We start from the raw sequence: 14,098 nt of genomic DNA, 5'->3' as shown, positions 1-14,098 counted from the left end.
ACGGACAGAAATCCGATGCAAGACGTAGGCGACGTGCTTGAACGACTGGAGCGCTGGTATGCGGCTCAATGCAACGGAGATTGGGAGCATACCTACGGTATAACGATCGAGACGTTGGATAATCCCGGCTGGAATTTCAAGGTGGAGCTAAGGGATACATATTTGTCCGGCCGGACTTTCGAAGAAGTTGCCGAGCCTCAATCAAGCGATCATCGGAAGTTTTTTCATTGTCGCGTGAAGGACGATGTGTTCGCGGGGGCCTGTCCTCCTGACAGGCTCGGCGAAGTCATTTCGATCTTCTTGCGCTGGGCTGAAACGCGCTCGGCGGAGCAGATCGAAAAGCTCGCAAGATAGACCGGATGGTCCAAGCCGGTACCCGGCCTTCCCTGCACCCTCTTTGTTTGAAGGAGGTGATGGAGAGAGCATAGCTCGGGCGGATGCGCCGCGAGGATGCGATTTGAAATGCGAGTTGGAGAAGGCGATGCTCGCCCTTGCTCCGTCATTGCGAGCGCAGCGCGCAGCGAAGCAATCCAGTCTGTCACCGCGGGGGGATTCTTATCGAAAGGTCACGCGGTATGGGCCCTGGCTTTCGCCAGGACGACCCGTAGGTTGCACTGTGCTTCAATTTTACGATTTCAGCCCGCATTTTCTTCGTGCAACTGCTGGTTCGCGCGCAAGGCGGCGTTTTCCTTGCGGAATCACACAGGATTTGGGTGTGGCTTATGCGCCGCAGCCGGGGTGTTCAGCGGCCCGCGGCCGTCGCCGCGATGATCTCGAGCTGGTTCCTGAGCCAGCGGTGGGCCGGATCTTTCTGATAGCGCTGGTGCCAGACCATGAACATCGGCAGCTCGGCCAGGGTTCGCGTGCGCGAGGCCAGCGGTATCCGCACCTGCGCGAAGCCGTGCATCACGCCGGGCGCCAGCAGGCTCGGCATGCTCGCCAGCATTTGCGAGCCACGCAGGAAGGACGGCACGCCGGAGAAGCTCGGCACGGAGATCGCGATGTCGCGGTGGAAGCCGTTGGCTGCAAGCCGACGATCGAAGTCGAGGCGCTCATTGTCAGTGTAGACCACCGTGATGTGACGCGCCGCGAGATAGGCGCCGCGCGTAGCCGGCGCGGCACGCGCTTTGGGGTCGTAGTAACAAACGTAATGGTCTTGCAGCAGGCGCTTCTGCACGATGTCGACGCCGGACGGCGGCAGCGGTGTGATCAGCAGGTCGCAACGGTTTTCCCGAAGCATCGCTGGCGACGGCGACTGCGAGGGGATCACGCGCAGGTTCAGGCTCCTCACTTGCGCGGCGACATGATCGAAGAACCGCGGCAGCAGCAGGTCGCGCTGGAAGTCGTTCGCGGCGATTGTCAGCGAAAGCTGCGCGCTCGCCGGCTCGAACGTGACGCCGCCGGCAAAGCTCCGCATCTCGTCGATCAGCGCTCGCGCCTTTGCCGCGAGCGCCTGGGCGTGCGCCGTGGCCACAATGCCGCGGCCGGATTTGGCAAACAGCGGATCGCCGACGATCCGCCGCAGCTTGTTGAGGGCGTGGCTGACCGCGGATTGCGTCAGGCCGAGCCGCGTTGCGGCCGCCGTCACCGAGCCCTCTTCCAGCACCGACAGGAACAGCTCCAGCGCGTGGCCATCGAGCGCCAAATGATCGATTTTTCTCATGGAATTCATTATAATCGATCTATTTATCTTGAGAATAGCTCGCGCCATCATCTCTCGATAAATCGTGCGCCCCAACGGGCGCCAGAGGGAGAGACAACGCCGATGCATGCCCAGGCGCCAGCTTTGCGGGATCCCCGCCTCAACCGCCCCGAGCCGTTCACGCCTCCGCTCGGTGACGGTGGCTTCTTCCAGCGCGACCGTTCCATGCATCCGCCGGCGCACGCGCCAGGCTACAAATCCTCGGTGCTGCGCTCGCCGCGCCAGGCGCTGCTGTCGCTTGAGACCTCGGTCTCGGAGATCACGGGGCCGGTATTCGGTCACAACGACCTCGGCCCGCTCGACAATGATTTGATCCGCAACTACGCCAAGGACGGCGATCCCGTCGGCGAGCGCATCATCGTCCACGGCCGCGTGCTGGACGAGACGGGCCGCGGCGTGCCGGACACGCTGGTCGAGTTCTGGCAGGCCAATGCCGGCGGCCGCTACCGGCACAAGAAGGACACGTATCTGGCGCCGATCGATCCGAATTTCGGCGGTTGCGGTCGCGCGCTGACCGACGACACCGGCTACTATTATTTCCGCACGGTGAAGCCGGGACCCTATCCCTGGCGCAACTACGTCAACAGCTGGCGTCCAGCTCACATCCACTTCTCGGTGTTCGGCTCGGGCTTCGCGCAGCGTCTGATCACCCAGATGTACTTTGAGGGCGATCCCCTGATCCCGGTCTGCCCGATCCTGACGACGATCCCGGACAAGGATGCGCTGGAGCGCCTGGTCGCGCCGCTCGACCTCAATGCATCGACCCCGTTCGACTCGCTCGCCTACCGCTTCGACATCGTCTTGCGCGGCCGGCGCTCCACTTACTTTGAAAATCGCACCGCAGGGAACTAGGTCCATGCCGCAGCCGCTCAACTACCTCAAGGAAACCGCCTCGCAGACGGCCGGGCCCTACGTGCATATCGGGTTGATCCCGGCCATGGCCGGATTCGACATTTTCGAGAAGAACTTCTCCAATGTGCTGGTGACGCCGAACACGCAAGGCGAACGCATCACGCTGGAGGGCAAGGTGATCGACGGCAGCGGCACGCCGCTGCGTGACGTGCTGCTGGAGATCTGGCAGGCGAACGCGGCCGGCCGCTACAACCATCCGGCCGATCGGTCGACCGGCCCGCTTGACGAGGAATTTCGCGGCTGGGGCCGCGCCGGCTCCGACTTCGAGAGCGGTCTCGTCACCTTCGAGACCATCAAGCCGGGCGCGATCATCGACAAGACCGGCCGCAAAGGCGCGCCGCACATCAATGTCTGGATCGTCGCGCGCGGTATCAACATCGGTCTCAACACGCGCCTCTATTTTTCGGACGAAGAGGCCGCCAACGCCGCCGACCCCGTGCTCAGCCTGATCGAACAGCCGATGCGACGTTCGACGCTGATCGCAAAGCGCAGCGAACGCGCTGGCAAGATCGTGTATGCCTTCACGATCAATTTGCAGGGGCCCGAAGAGACGGTGTTCTTCGACGTGTGAGAGCCGCCGCCCGAAGGTTCACTCCACCTGGTCGCCGCGATCGATCGCTACGCGCGCGCGGAATTGCGGTGACTGACGCATCTCGCGCGATCCCGGCCGATTGGCCGGATCGCGCCCCACTTTTGGTTGCAGTTCTGCCAAATCGATGAATATGTCCGCCTGTCGGCGCAGCTCGTCGGCGACCATGGCTGGCTGAGTGGAGAGTGTGGAGACGACCGTCACGCGGACACCGAGGCGTTGCAGGGCTTCCACCAGCGAACGAAAATTCCCATCGCCCGAGAACAACACGATCTGATCGACGTGCTCGGCGAGCTCCATCGCATTTACGGCGAGGTCGACATCCATGCTGCCCTTCACCTTGCGGCGGCCGGTGATGGCGTCGACGAATTCCTTCGTGAGTTTCGTGACGACGGTGTATCCGTTATAGTCGAGCCAATCGATCAACGGACGGATTGACGAATACTCCTGATCCTCGACGACGGTCGTGTAGTAGAAGGCCCGCAACAGCGCACCTCGGCTTTGGAATTCGCCGAGCAGTCGCCTGTAGTCGATGTCGAAGCCGAGCGCCTTGGAGGTGGCATGGAGATTGGAGCCATCGATAAAGAGTGCGATCTTCTCAATCGAAGACATTATGCACAAATCTCCAGTTGTACGCGAAAGGTGGCCGGTCCAACCGCCGGGGGCGGTGTGTCGGCCGGAAAAACATTGAAGCCACCGATGGCTTGCCGAAAAAGCAGCGCAGACGACCGGACAGGGGCGGCCGTCTTGCGCCCAGGTTAGGGAGGATACAATGCCCACCGGCGCCAGGGCGCCGAATGCAGCCAGGCTAAGGCGCGCGCATTCCCTACTCAATTGTACTGAGGTAAAGGGCGCCTATCCAAAGGATAGGGCCCCATATACGAAGGTTAAGTGGCAGCGCTGGCAACAAAGGCCATTGCGGTTCCCAGCGTGGCCTTCGACCACAGGCGCGCCTGATCGATCGGCCGATGTGTCAGCCTTCCTCGCCGTGGAGCTGCGCGCGAAAGGCGCGCGGCGACACGCCCGTGGCGGCGGCATAGACCCGGCTGAAATAGGCGGGGTCCTCGAAGCCAAGCGCATAGGCGATCGTCGAGACCGGCAAATTGGTATAGACGAGGTTGCGCCGCGCCTCGCGGATCAGCCGGTTGAGGATCAGGTGCGAGGCGGTGTCGCCAGTTGCGGCCCGCGTCACCCGGTTGAGATGGGTCGGCGTGATCGACAGCGCGCCCGCATAGTCCGCGACGCTCCAGCGTTCCAGATGATGCTGTTCCAGCAGCGCCTCAAAGCGGCGGAATAGTCCGCTTTCAGCCGTGCCGTTGCCACCGCTCTCGCCAGTGAGCGCGCGGGCCACCAGCCCGATCATCGCCGCCGACAGTGCACGCAGCACATGCGCTCGGCCGAAATCGCGCGCGGCGTGTTCGGCAAAGATCTGCTTCATGGTGGTCCGGATCTGCGGCGTGCCGCGTATCACGGCCGAGCGCGACAAGGCACTTCGCAGGCCTTCAGAGGCGAGCAGCGCTTCGTCCAATATTTCCGCGGCGATGGTCAGCACCCAGCCCTGGGTATCAGGCACGAAACGGAAGCCATGGACGTGGCCGACAGGCACGTTGACGATCTGCATCGGCTTCAGCTGCACCACGCGCCCGTCGAGCGTGGCTTCGCCGCCGCCGCGCTCGATCAGCAGCACCTGGTGCAGCCGGGCATGGCGGTGCACGGCCAGCGTCCAGTCGTGCAGCACCGAGCGCGAGGCAATCGTCTCGCAATGCACGACATCGGGCAGATCGCCGGACTCGCCGAACAAATTGTAGACCCGGATCGCCGGGGCGGGGGCTGCGCGTCTCATGTTCGAATAGTACAAGACAAAGACGAAAGCCTCCATCGGTCAGCGGCGCTGAATCTGCAAGAAAGTGCCGAGGAGGACGCAAAAATGAAAGTTCAGGTCTGTATCATCGGCGGCGGGCCGTCCGGGCTGCTGTTGTCCCAGCTCCTGCACCTCAAGGGTATCGACACGGTCGTGCTGGAAAAATCCAGCCGCGACCACGTGCTTGCCCGGATCCGTGCCGGCGTGCTCGAACACGGCTTCGCCAGGCTGATGCGCGAGGCTCAGTGCGGCGAGCGGATGGACCGCGAGGGTGAGATCCACAAGGGATTCGAGATCGCCCATGATGGGGTGCTCTCCCAGATCGACCTCCACAAGCATTCCGACGGCAATTCGGTGCTGGTCTACGGCCAGACCGAGCTGACGCGCGACCTCTACGAGGCGCGCGACCGCCTCGGCGGCAACGTCGTGCACAATGCCGAGGACGTGACGCCGCATGACCTGACCTCCGACCGGCCTTACGTGACCTATCGTTCGAATGGCGAGACCGTCCGAGTCGATTGCGATTATATCGTCGGCGCCGACGGCTTTCACGGCGTCAGTCGCAAGTCGATCCCGAAGGACGTGCTGCGGGAATACGAGAAGATCTATCCGTTCGGCTGGCTCGGCGTGCTGTCGCGTACGAAACCGGTGTCGCCGGAGCTGATCTATGTGAAGCATGAGCGCGGCTTCGCGTTGTGTTCCTTGCGGTCGCAAGTGCTGAGCCGCTACTACGTCCAGGTGCCGCTCACCGACAAGGTGGAGGACTGGAGCGACGATGCGTTCTGGGCCGAGCTGAAGCGTCGTCTGCCGGACGAGGTCGGCGGCCGCCTGATCACGGGACCGTCCATCGAAAAGAGCATCGCGCCGTTGCGCAGCTTCGTCGCCGAGCCGATGAGCTACGGCCGCCTGTTTCTCGCCGGCGATGCCGCCCACATCGTGCCGCCGACGGGCGCGCGCGGGCTGAACAGCGCTGCCTCCGACATCTATTATCTCTACCACGCCATGCTCGCGCACTATCAGAACGACGATGATTCCGGGCTTCAGGGCTATTCCGCCAACGCACTGGCGCGGATCTGGAAGGCGCAACGCTTCTCGTGGTGGATGACGATGCTGCTGCATCGCTTCCCCGACCGTTCCGAGTATGAAAACAGGCTTCAGCAGACGGAGCTGGAGTATCTGCTGTCGTCCGAGACGGCGCAGCGTCTGCTGGCGGAGAATTATGTGGGGTTGCCGTTCTAGCGTGGAGTGAACCCGAAAGCGGTGCGACGCTGCGCTACTTTCCTTCTAGGATGTTCACCGGAGTCCAATCCGACCCCGGTGGATTTGTAGCGAGCGCAGTCGCGCGCTTGTCAAAAAGCGCTGACGCCGGATCCATTTCCGCCGTTCGCCCGAACGCATCAGCCGCCTTCGCAAACTCCCTTGCCCGCCAGCACGCCAGCCCTTCCGCATACGCGGCGGCAATCTTCGCCTGCCCGGCACTCTCCGTGCCCTTCTCCGCGAGGGGCTCGAACACTTTGATCGCCTCGCCGCGTCCTATCACTTTGATGGCGTCGAGCTCGCGCCAGGTGAAAGTATTGCCTGTCTGCGCGACAGTCGTTTCTGAGGCCATGATGGAGGTGCCATAATATTTGTTGGCGCCTTCGAGCCGCGAGGCGACGTTCACGGTGTCGCTCATCACGGTGTAGTTGAAGCGGCGGCGGGAGCCGATATTGCCGACCACGGCCTCGCCGCTGTTGAGCCCGATGCGGTGCGACAGGCCGCGGCCGGCGAAAGCGGCGCTGGCGGCATTAAGCTCCGCCAGCTTTGCGTGACATTTCAGCGCGGCATGGACGGCGTGGCGCGCATGCGCGGGATCGTCGGCGGGCGCACCGAACATGGCGACGATGGAATCGCCGATATATTTGTCGACATAGCCGCCATGGCTCTCGATGATGTCGGTCATGGCCGACAGATATTCGTTCATCAGCGTCACCAGTTCGCCCGGCGTCATCGTCTCGGCGATGGAGGAGAAGCCGCTCAGGTCGGAGAAGAACATCGTGACGTTGCGCATTTCGCCGCCGAGCGCCGGCATCTTGCCGGAGGCCACCATCGTCTCGATCACTTCGGGGGCGAGATAGAACGCAAAGCTCTTGCGCAGGAAACGCTCGTCACGATCGGCCAGCACGAAACGGTAGCCGATCATCATCGCGAGTGCGGCAAGGCTTGCGAGTGCCGGCTCGGTCAGCGGCAGCGCCAAGGCATGGACGAATGCACCGACGGCCACAGCGGCGTATACGGCGGTGAGGCCAAACCAGGCGATCAGTGCGGCACCCGGTGCGAGCACGCAGGCCGCGCAGGCCACGATCGCTGCGAACACGATGGTGAGAATGCTCCGCAGTGGAAAGCCGAGCTCGGTCACCGCATCGCGTTCGATCAGATTTCGCACCGCGTTGGCATGAACGAAGACACCGGCGATGTCGCTGCGGGCCTTTTGTACGGTGCTCGCCGGGGCAGGCTGGGCGCATCGTGGACCCGGCGTTCCGTCATATCCGCCGGACAGTCGCATCGAGGTGAGCTTGCGATCATCGAAATTCAGGGCGGTGCCGAGCAGCACGACTTTGCCGCCGAAGGCGCGACGGAAGAAATCGCGGTCGCCTTTTTCGACGCAGGCTCGCAGATCGGCGAAGGAGAAAGTCGGAATGTCGCGGCCCAGTCCTCGAAAATTGAGCGCCAGTGTATTCGGTACCGCACTCGGAATTGCATAACCGGACAATTCGGTCGCTCCGGACGGTGCAATCTCGGGCTTTACAGCGAGCGCGCGCGCGGCGAGCTCGACCGCCATCGCGGGGACCGGCTTGCCGTCGATCGAGAAGCTCAGCGGCATCCGCCGGATCACGTCGTCGGTGTCGGTATGGACGTTGAGGGCGCGGATATTGTTTCTCACCACCAATTGCTGCGCGCGGTCGGGCCTTTCCTGATGGTCGTTGCTCAGGATCTCGCCGAGCACCAGCTTGCCGCTGTCGGAAAGCTTCCGCAGGGCGATGAGATAGTCCCGATCGAATCCCTTGAGTCGCGTGCCCAGCGACGCGTCGCCGAAGGGAATCTCAGACTGCTCGATCGAGCTCGGGAAGATGACGTCGAAGCCGATCGCCCGGGCGCCGCCGTCGTCGATGCTGCCGAGAACCCGGCCGATCTCGCGCGTCCAGGTCTGCGTTGGCGATCCCTTGAACGGCGGAGTGTCGTAGGTCTCGCCGTCGATGGCCACGACGACGACCGGGGATGTCGCGGGATCGCGTTGGTCGCCGACGAACTTGCCGCGCAGTGCCGTGAGGATATCGAGCGACAGGCCCTGCAGCGTCTGCAACGGTGGAGACGTCACGACGGCGCCTGCAAGAAGCGCAATCAGGATCGCTGCAACGATGTCCCGTCTGCCGATCCGCCGCATCGCCCCGCCGCTAGCTGCCTATTCGAGCCGCAGCAGGCGCCCGACGATCGGCGTTGGCGACGACGTGGCGCTGGGATCGACCTGGAAGGCGTAACGCTTGGTGCCGAGGATGGCGAGATAGCTGCCGCCCGGCGTCAGCGACTTCCCGGCCTTGGCGAAGTCATAGAACTTGCCTCCGACCATCGTCTCGCTCTTGAGGGGAACGCTGATCGTGGGCTCCTTGCCATCGGTACGTTCGATCACCAGGGTGCTGCCGCTCTTGGCCTGCACCAACGGCGCGACGCCGTAGAGCGTCGGCAGCTTGGCCGGAGCGTTGCCCTTGGCGTCCGACCGCATGGTGCGGAAGGTCGTCGCGGCACTCTGGTTCGCCTCGCGCTCCGATAGTTTTGCCGCGTTGGTATCGCAGGGCACCTTTTCACGCTTGACCTCGCCGAGTTGCACGGTGCTCTGCTCGGTGCCGACCATGACGACGCCTTCGCTGATGGTCTCGCGCTGGCACGATTTGAGATAGCTGAGCGTAATGGTTGCCTTGGGCCCCAGCTTGATGATCTTGCCCGGCGCCACATAATCCATGAACGCGACACCGTCGACCTTGCCTTGCACCTCCTCGACGATGGCGGCCGGGGTCTCCGCCAAAGCGGGGGCAGCAAGACAGCACGCGCCGACAACAGCGCCGATCAGGCTTTTCATGGGAATTCTCATCCAATTCGACCGATACTTGCCCGGTCCCCGTCCAGGCCCGATGCTTAGCAGCGAAACGCCCAGGTAAGTGTGACCGGAATCACTCTCAGCTATTGGTGCACTCTATCAGGAAGAGGTTCAAACCGGCGACCGGATGGATAATTTCATTCGGCTGGGACGGCCTCGACCGGGTAGCCCTCCGCTGCACTCTCTATATCAATAATGGGCGCGAGCGTGGCCTCGGTCTTCTGATACGGCGTCGCCTGCTGACCGTCGGCGATCTCGACCACTTCCTCCCAGCGCGACAGGAAGGCTAGCTGTCACGAGCTGGCTGGAGTTGATAGCGGTTATATGCGTGCTGCCAAACGAGGTCGGCACGCCGATCGTTTTTAGCGCGGTATGCAGCGAGCTCCATCTTTCTTGCCCGCTGCACGGGGGAGCGTGCGCCCGCCCGCGTCGCTGCGCGTCGGCAGCAATTTGACTGGCTCGCTTTGCAGGGCGTTAACCGTGGCGGAATGCTCCCCGCGCGGGTCATTGTCGCGCCCCAGAGTTGGTTGCAAATACGTTTGGGTTTTACGGTGGATATTTTCATGCTGAGAGACGGCAAATATGCGGCCTGGTTCAGGACCCCGCGCGGTCAGGGCACGGGCGTCGTGCATCTGGCGGAGGGACGAATCTCCGGCAGCGACAGCTTCTTCACGTATGGCGGCTCTTACCGAATCGACGAGCAGCGCTTCACGGCGGTTCTGACCACGCGGCGACATGCCGAGGGGCCGCCGACCGTGTTCGGGCTCGACGAAGTCGAGGTCAAGCTCTCGGGCGTGTGCAGCGGCGCGATGGCGACTTGTTCCGGAACGGCCGAGCAGGCGCCCGATGTGACCTTCGAGGCGACGCTGATCTACAGCCAGGACGAGGTGCCCGCCGTTGAGGCCAGAGGTGCGGTCGTGAAGCTCAACGCAGACAAGCTGCCCAAGGGGCTCGACGGCCGCTCGCGATCGCGCCATCCGTTTGCGCCGGGATCGCTCGGCTCAGAACGGAATAGACCATAAGGCCACGTCTCATCCCGCCTGATCGACTTCGACGATGTCGTCAGGGCTGCTTAAGCGGATGAGCCCTCTGGTGCCAGGCCCAGGCGGTGCGGATCACGGTCGGCAGATCCGAATGTCGCGGCACGAAATTCAGCATTTTTCGCGCTGCGGAGGGATCGGCGACCAGATAGGTGGGATCGCCGGCGCGGCGCGGTTTGACGGTGTGGGGCACCTCGCGCCCGGTCTCCTGCCTGATGGCAGTCAGAATTTCCCGCACCGAAAAGCCGGAGCCGGTGCCCAGATTGAAGCTCCCGCCGGCATGCCCTTGTTCCAGCAGCTTCAGCGCCGCAACATGCGCCGCGGCGAGGTCGGTGACATGGATGTAATCGCGGATCGCGGTGCCATCGGGCGTGTCGTAGTCCTCGCCGAACACGGCAAAATCGACATGGCCCTGTAATGCCATCATGGCGCGCGGAATGAGATGGGTTTCATTGTCACGCAATTCGCCGATGCCGCCGGCAGGATCGGCGCCGCTGGCGTTGAAATAGCGCAGGCAGAACGCGCCGAAGCCGTAAGCGGCGCGGTAATCGGCGAGCATGCGCTCGATCATCCACTTCGATGCGCCATAGGGGTTGATCGGCGCGCAGGGGAAGTCTTCCGGCAGTTCCTTGGAATCGGCATTGCCGTAGACGGCGCCGGTCGAGGAGAACACGATACGATGGCAGCCCGCATTGCGCATCGCCTGCAATAGCGACAGCGTGCCCTGCACATTGTTGATGTAGTACTTTTGCGGGTCGGTCATGGACTCGCCGACGAGGCTCGCCGCCGCGAAATGCATGACAGCCGTGATGTTGTGCTCGGCGAAGGCGCGCGCCAGCGTGGCGCCGTCGAGCAGATCGCCTGTTACCAGCGGGCCGGCGACGAAGCCGCGATGACCTGTCGACAGATTGTCATAAACGACGGGCTGATAGCCGGCCGCGGTCAGGGCGCGGCAGGCATGCGAGCCGATATAGCCCGCGCCTCCTGTAACGAGGACAGTCGGTCGGTCGGTCATGTCTGCTTACCTCGAGGTGAAATCAACGATCATCGATGCGTCCGCGGCCAGCACCAAATCGGCACACAGCACGAGCACCGCAAGCGTCAACCATTCGAAACGCTTGCCGAAGGCGGGGACACGCCGCGTGGCGCCACGGGACACGACATCATTCAAGGAGAGGGTTTCCGAAGTGACCTGTCCCAATGCGATTGCCTCAGTTCGACAGTTGATCGATCTGGTGAGCATAGATTGATCTTCGCCGTATGCAACCCACCGGGGGCTCGCCACGATTGTCCTTCTTCGTTTAGCTCGCATTGACCCTATCGCTGCGAAACGGTCGGCGCGCGCATCGCGGCAACCGAAGCTTTAAGCACGAAAAATAAGCTGATGCCGAGTAAAGGAGTGACGGAAACATGGCACAGATCTGGATGACTTATGACGAACTCGCCGGGCTTAGTGGCTGCACGCCTGCCGAGGCCAGAATGCGGGCCATCCATTTGTCACTTGACCGCCGCAAAAGCCGCGATGGCGCAACCCGCGTTAAGCTCGATCTGGCGCTGACGGCTAAATTTTTCGCATCTGTCCGGGACGCCGGTTTTGATCTGGACGGCGCCATCGAGGCGCTCCAGGCCACCCATCGCCAGATGGCAGAACTCCTGTCGCCGAACCAGTTCCAGGGCCGGCGCCGGTCGGCTTAGCCCCCGCATGCAATCGATCACGCTCCGGGCACGAGGAGCCGAGATTCTCGCGATGCTTGTTCCGAATCAGGCATAAATCTCCATCCGGATTTTCCATTGCAGGCCGGGTTAACCGCAGCGGGCCGCAGAGCCTGCAGGAGGATGCCATGAGGAACGACAGCGATCGAGGCTACGCGACACTGTTGGGAGCGGCGATGCTGGGCGGGCTGATCATCATGACAACCGCAACGGCAAACGCAGAGCTTGTGAAGTTGCAGGCCGATTTAAAAGGCAGCAATGAAGTGCCTCCGAACAACTCGCCTGGAACAGGCAAGGCCGAGGCGACCTACGATACCGAGGCGAAGACCCTCACCTATACGGTCAGCTTTTCCGGCTTGACCGGGCCAGTCATGGGGGCACATTTCCATGGCCCCGTGGAGCCCGGCAAGAACGCCGGCATCGTGCTGCCGTTCAAGACGGTGCAAAGTCCGATTCAGGGGAGCGCAACACTCACGGAAGCTCAGGCTGCGGATCTGCTGGCCGGGAAATGGTACGCGAACATTCATACGGCCGCGAACCCGGGCGGTGAACTACGCGGACAAATGATAAAATAAGGACGGTAACTTCCCGATGCAGACGTGCAGGCCATGCATCTGCTCAGGAGGGCGGTCTCGGTAAGAAGGCCAGGATTGTTTGAGCGAGGAGGACCCCGACGGTCCCGCCTGCTGCTTTTTGCAGCACGTCCAGGAAACCCGGGTCACGATCGGGCGTCATTGCTTGCAGGATTTCGAGCCCCATTGCGACCGCCACGACAAGCGAGCAGGCGAGAGTGAGCCGACCGGGCAACAGGAAGGACAAAAGAAATCCCAGCAACCCGTAGGCGCTGAAGCGCTCGATCACGACGACCCAATAAGCCTCGTGATGACCGATAAGCACGGGTCTTCCCGCCAGTCTCGCAAGCGTGGCATAGACGATGAGCGCGAAGCAGATTCCTGCGGCTGCGATAAGGTGGTTGCGGCGCATTGGACGACCATAGCCGGACCGGAGCCAGGCCGCGTTGAAAGATGAGAGTATCGTTAAGGCTGATTGAGCAGGGCGCCCGGTGCGGCGCGTTTTGCCGTCTCGGGTTAACGGCTCAATCCAGTCAGGCCACCAACACCGCGTCGGTCGGCAATTTAGCGCTCTGCGCCAAGCAGCGTGACTCGACCAACTCGTTGAATCGCGGGAAGGGCAGTGGGGCGGAGACCAGATAGCCCTGCCCCTCCTCTACGCCGGATGAAATAAGCGCCTGGACCTGCTCTTCCGTCTCGATGCCTTCCGCGACCACCGTCATTTGGAGGTCCTTCGCAAGTGCGACCAGCATCTCCACGATCGTGGCAGTCGATGCGTCCACGGTGATCGTGTCGACGAAAAATTTGTCGATCTTGATTGTATTGGCGCCCAGGCCCTTGAGCCGAGATAGCCCGCTGTGACCGACGCCGACGTCGTCGATGGCGACGCGAAACCCGTAGTCCCTGAGTTCGCTGACCACGGCTGCGGCGCGTGCGAGGTCGTCGAGTTCGTCGCGCTCGGTCACCTCGATGACGATCTGGCGCGCGGAGACGTGCGCCGCCATGACTGTGCGGCGGAGCGTTTCAATGAAGCCTGCACTCAAGAGATGCTTTGGCACGACGTTGAGGGAGAGCTTGAAATCCTTGTTCGCTTTCAACAACGGTTGCAGATCCGACAGCGCCGATCGCAGGATCTGCCAGGTCATGACCTCGATGCGGCCGCTGGATTCCGCGAGCGGGATGAAGTTCATCGGAGGCACGACCGATCCGTCTTTGAGTAGCCACCGAGCCAACACCTCGCAGCCCTTGATCCGACCGGTCTTGAGCTCGAAGATTGGCTGGTAGTACGGCTTGAATTCGTTCGCGGCCAGCCCGCGATCGAGATCGGCGACGGGCCCTTCCATGCGGCGGCTCCGCGCCAAAAGCTCGCCGAAAAGCGCGCCGATTGCAAACGCTACGGCCAACGCCGGCCAGTAGGCCTCGCTGTTCCACGTCGAGAGGATGCCGCGTTCGAGGCGGATGGTCGCATGGAGAGGGAATCGAGCGGAATTTTTGTCGAGATCGATCGGGGCCTGCAAGGCTTTGTCGGGATCGAGCAGGAATTCGCCAAGTTTCTCGCCGTTGCTCAAGGCGAGGAT

Annotated in this window: 17 protein-coding genes; 7 read left to right on the top strand and 10 right to left on the bottom strand. The window is 62.6% G+C overall.

Annotated features, from left to right (window positions below):
• Positions 1-15 precede the first annotated feature (15 nt).
• A complete protein-coding gene (locus tag FXB41_RS29375; RefSeq protein ID WP_219684246.1) occupies positions 16-354 on the top strand; it encodes an immunity 53 family protein in 339 nt (112 codons plus the stop codon).
• A gap of 388 nt (positions 355-742) precedes the next feature.
• On the opposite strand, the gene FXB41_RS29370 is transcribed toward FXB41_RS29375, so the two are convergent.
• Entirely contained in the window at positions 743-1,672 is a 930-nt protein-coding gene (locus tag FXB41_RS29370) for a LysR family transcriptional regulator (RefSeq protein ID WP_219684244.1), read from the bottom strand.
• Between the two features lie 93 nt (positions 1,673-1,765).
• On the opposite strand from FXB41_RS29370, the gene pcaH reads away from it, so the two are divergent.
• A complete protein-coding gene (pcaH, locus tag FXB41_RS29365) occupies positions 1,766-2,554 on the top strand; it encodes a protocatechuate 3,4-dioxygenase subunit beta (RefSeq protein ID WP_219684242.1) in 789 nt (262 codons plus the stop codon).
• A 4-nt stretch (positions 2,555-2,558) separates the two neighbouring features.
• Positions 2,559-3,185: a protocatechuate 3,4-dioxygenase subunit alpha gene (gene pcaG, locus FXB41_RS29360; protein ID WP_219684240.1), complete on the top strand. Its 627-nt coding sequence runs from the start codon at positions 2,559-2,561 to the stop codon at positions 3,183-3,185.
• A gap of 18 nt (positions 3,186-3,203) precedes the next feature.
• Here the strand turns inward: pcaG and FXB41_RS29355 are convergent, their stop codons facing one another.
• Both FXB41_RS29355 and FXB41_RS29350 read right to left on the bottom strand, forming a co-directional pair.
• Positions 3,204-3,815, bottom strand: coding sequence for a LabA-like NYN domain-containing protein (locus FXB41_RS29355; protein WP_007595558.1), 612 nt, complete (start codon positions 3,813-3,815; stop codon positions 3,204-3,206).
• Between the two features lie 361 nt (positions 3,816-4,176).
• On the bottom strand, positions 4,177-5,082 hold the full coding sequence (locus FXB41_RS29350) for a helix-turn-helix domain-containing protein (protein ID WP_007595556.1): 906 nt from the start codon (positions 5,080-5,082) through the stop codon (positions 4,177-4,179).
• Positions 5,083-5,130: 48 nt separating this feature from the next.
• On the opposite strand from FXB41_RS29350, the gene pobA reads away from it, so the two are divergent.
• Positions 5,131-6,303, top strand: coding sequence for a 4-hydroxybenzoate 3-monooxygenase (gene pobA / locus FXB41_RS29345; protein ID WP_007595554.1), 1,173 nt, complete (start codon positions 5,131-5,133; stop codon positions 6,301-6,303).
• 34 nt (positions 6,304-6,337) lie between these two features.
• Here the strand turns inward: pobA and FXB41_RS29340 are convergent, their stop codons facing one another.
• From FXB41_RS29340 to FXB41_RS41575, 3 genes are all read right to left on the bottom strand, one after another.
• Positions 6,338-8,488 carry an adenylate/guanylate cyclase domain-containing protein gene (locus FXB41_RS29340; RefSeq protein ID WP_219684238.1) on the bottom strand — a complete coding sequence of 717 codons (2,151 nt, stop codon included), beginning with the start codon at positions 8,486-8,488 and terminating at the stop codon, positions 6,338-6,340.
• An 18-nt stretch (positions 8,489-8,506) separates the two neighbouring features.
• Positions 8,507-9,178, bottom strand: a complete 672-nt coding sequence (locus tag FXB41_RS29335; protein ID WP_007595550.1) for a hypothetical protein — start codon at positions 9,176-9,178, stop codon at positions 8,507-8,509.
• 155 nt (positions 9,179-9,333) lie between these two features.
• Positions 9,334-9,459, bottom strand: a complete 126-nt coding sequence (locus FXB41_RS41575) for a hypothetical protein (RefSeq protein ID WP_256375805.1) — start codon at positions 9,457-9,459, stop codon at positions 9,334-9,336.
• A gap of 300 nt (positions 9,460-9,759) precedes the next feature.
• Between FXB41_RS41575 and FXB41_RS29325 the strand changes: the two genes are divergently transcribed.
• Positions 9,760-10,218: a hypothetical protein gene (locus FXB41_RS29325; protein WP_007595548.1), complete on the top strand. Its 459-nt coding sequence runs from the start codon at positions 9,760-9,762 to the stop codon at positions 10,216-10,218.
• A 40-nt stretch (positions 10,219-10,258) separates the two neighbouring features.
• Here FXB41_RS29325 and galE read toward each other — a convergent pair whose 3' ends face one another.
• Positions 10,259-11,251 (bottom strand): UDP-glucose 4-epimerase GalE, encoded by a 993-nt coding sequence (galE, locus tag FXB41_RS29320; RefSeq protein WP_219684236.1) that lies wholly within the window; start codon positions 11,249-11,251, stop codon positions 10,259-10,261.
• A gap of 6 nt (positions 11,252-11,257) precedes the next feature.
• Positions 11,258-11,479, bottom strand: coding sequence for a hypothetical protein (locus FXB41_RS29315; RefSeq protein WP_246649323.1), 222 nt, complete (start codon positions 11,477-11,479; stop codon positions 11,258-11,260).
• 167 nt (positions 11,480-11,646) lie between these two features.
• Here FXB41_RS29315 and FXB41_RS29310 point away from each other — a divergent pair, with 167 nt between their 5' ends.
• Together FXB41_RS29310 and FXB41_RS29305 are read left to right on the top strand one after the other, a co-directional pair.
• A complete protein-coding gene (locus FXB41_RS29310) occupies positions 11,647-11,931 on the top strand; it encodes a hypothetical protein (RefSeq protein WP_007595543.1) in 285 nt (94 codons plus the stop codon).
• A gap of 146 nt (positions 11,932-12,077) precedes the next feature.
• On the top strand, positions 12,078-12,524 hold the full coding sequence (locus FXB41_RS29305; RefSeq protein WP_376707519.1) for a CHRD domain-containing protein: 447 nt from the start codon (positions 12,078-12,080) through the stop codon (positions 12,522-12,524).
• Positions 12,525-12,567: 43 nt separating this feature from the next.
• Here FXB41_RS29305 and FXB41_RS29300 read toward each other — a convergent pair whose 3' ends face one another.
• Positions 12,568-12,933 (bottom strand): VanZ family protein, encoded by a 366-nt coding sequence (locus tag FXB41_RS29300; protein ID WP_219684233.1) that lies wholly within the window; start codon positions 12,931-12,933, stop codon positions 12,568-12,570.
• A gap of 121 nt (positions 12,934-13,054) precedes the next feature.
• Positions 13,055-14,038: an EAL domain-containing protein gene (locus FXB41_RS41080; protein WP_246649329.1), complete on the bottom strand. Its 984-nt coding sequence runs from the start codon at positions 14,036-14,038 to the stop codon at positions 13,055-13,057.
• Positions 14,039-14,098 lie beyond the last annotated feature (60 nt).

It is taken from the genome of Bradyrhizobium canariense, from assembly GCF_019402665.1.
GTDB lineage: Bacteria > Pseudomonadota > Alphaproteobacteria > Rhizobiales > Xanthobacteraceae > Bradyrhizobium > Bradyrhizobium canariense.
The sequence above is the reverse complement of the archived record's forward strand: the minus strand, read 5'-3'. Positions and strand labels throughout refer to the sequence as shown.

What these genes read in the sequence shown, in the direction of transcription:
- FXB41_RS29375 (WP_219684246.1), top strand. Translation starts at nt 16, where the DNA reads ATGCAAGACGTAGGCGACGTGCTTGAACGACTGGAGCGCTGGTATGCG.
- FXB41_RS29370 (WP_219684244.1), bottom strand. Translation starts at nt 1,672, where the DNA reads ATGAATTCCATGAGAAAAATCGATCATTTGGCGCTCGATGGCCACGCG.
- pcaH (WP_219684242.1), top strand. Translation starts at nt 1,766, where the DNA reads ATGCATGCCCAGGCGCCAGCTTTGCGGGATCCCCGCCTCAACCGCCCC.
- pcaG (WP_219684240.1), top strand. Translation starts at nt 2,559, where the DNA reads ATGCCGCAGCCGCTCAACTACCTCAAGGAAACCGCCTCGCAGACGGCC.
- FXB41_RS29355 (WP_007595558.1), bottom strand. Translation starts at nt 3,815, where the DNA reads ATGTCTTCGATTGAGAAGATCGCACTCTTTATCGATGGCTCCAATCTC.
- FXB41_RS29350 (WP_007595556.1), bottom strand. Translation starts at nt 5,082, where the DNA reads ATGGAGGCTTTCGTCTTTGTCTTGTACTATTCGAACATGAGACGCGCA.
- pobA (WP_007595554.1), top strand. Translation starts at nt 5,131, where the DNA reads ATGAAAGTTCAGGTCTGTATCATCGGCGGCGGGCCGTCCGGGCTGCTG.
- FXB41_RS29340 (WP_219684238.1), bottom strand. Translation starts at nt 8,488, where the DNA reads ATGCGGCGGATCGGCAGACGGGACATCGTTGCAGCGATCCTGATTGCG.
- FXB41_RS29335 (WP_007595550.1), bottom strand. Translation starts at nt 9,178, where the DNA reads ATGAAAAGCCTGATCGGCGCTGTTGTCGGCGCGTGCTGTCTTGCTGCC.
- FXB41_RS29325 (WP_007595548.1), top strand. Translation starts at nt 9,760, where the DNA reads ATGCTGAGAGACGGCAAATATGCGGCCTGGTTCAGGACCCCGCGCGGT.
- galE (WP_219684236.1), bottom strand. Translation starts at nt 11,251, where the DNA reads ATGACCGACCGACCGACTGTCCTCGTTACAGGAGGCGCGGGCTATATC.
- FXB41_RS29315 (WP_246649323.1), bottom strand. Translation starts at nt 11,479, where the DNA reads ATGCTCACCAGATCGATCAACTGTCGAACTGAGGCAATCGCATTGGGA.
- FXB41_RS29310 (WP_007595543.1), top strand. Translation starts at nt 11,647, where the DNA reads ATGGCACAGATCTGGATGACTTATGACGAACTCGCCGGGCTTAGTGGC.
- FXB41_RS29305 (WP_376707519.1), top strand. Translation starts at nt 12,078, where the DNA reads ATGAGGAACGACAGCGATCGAGGCTACGCGACACTGTTGGGAGCGGCG.
- FXB41_RS29300 (WP_219684233.1), bottom strand. Translation starts at nt 12,933, where the DNA reads ATGCGCCGCAACCACCTTATCGCAGCCGCAGGAATCTGCTTCGCGCTC.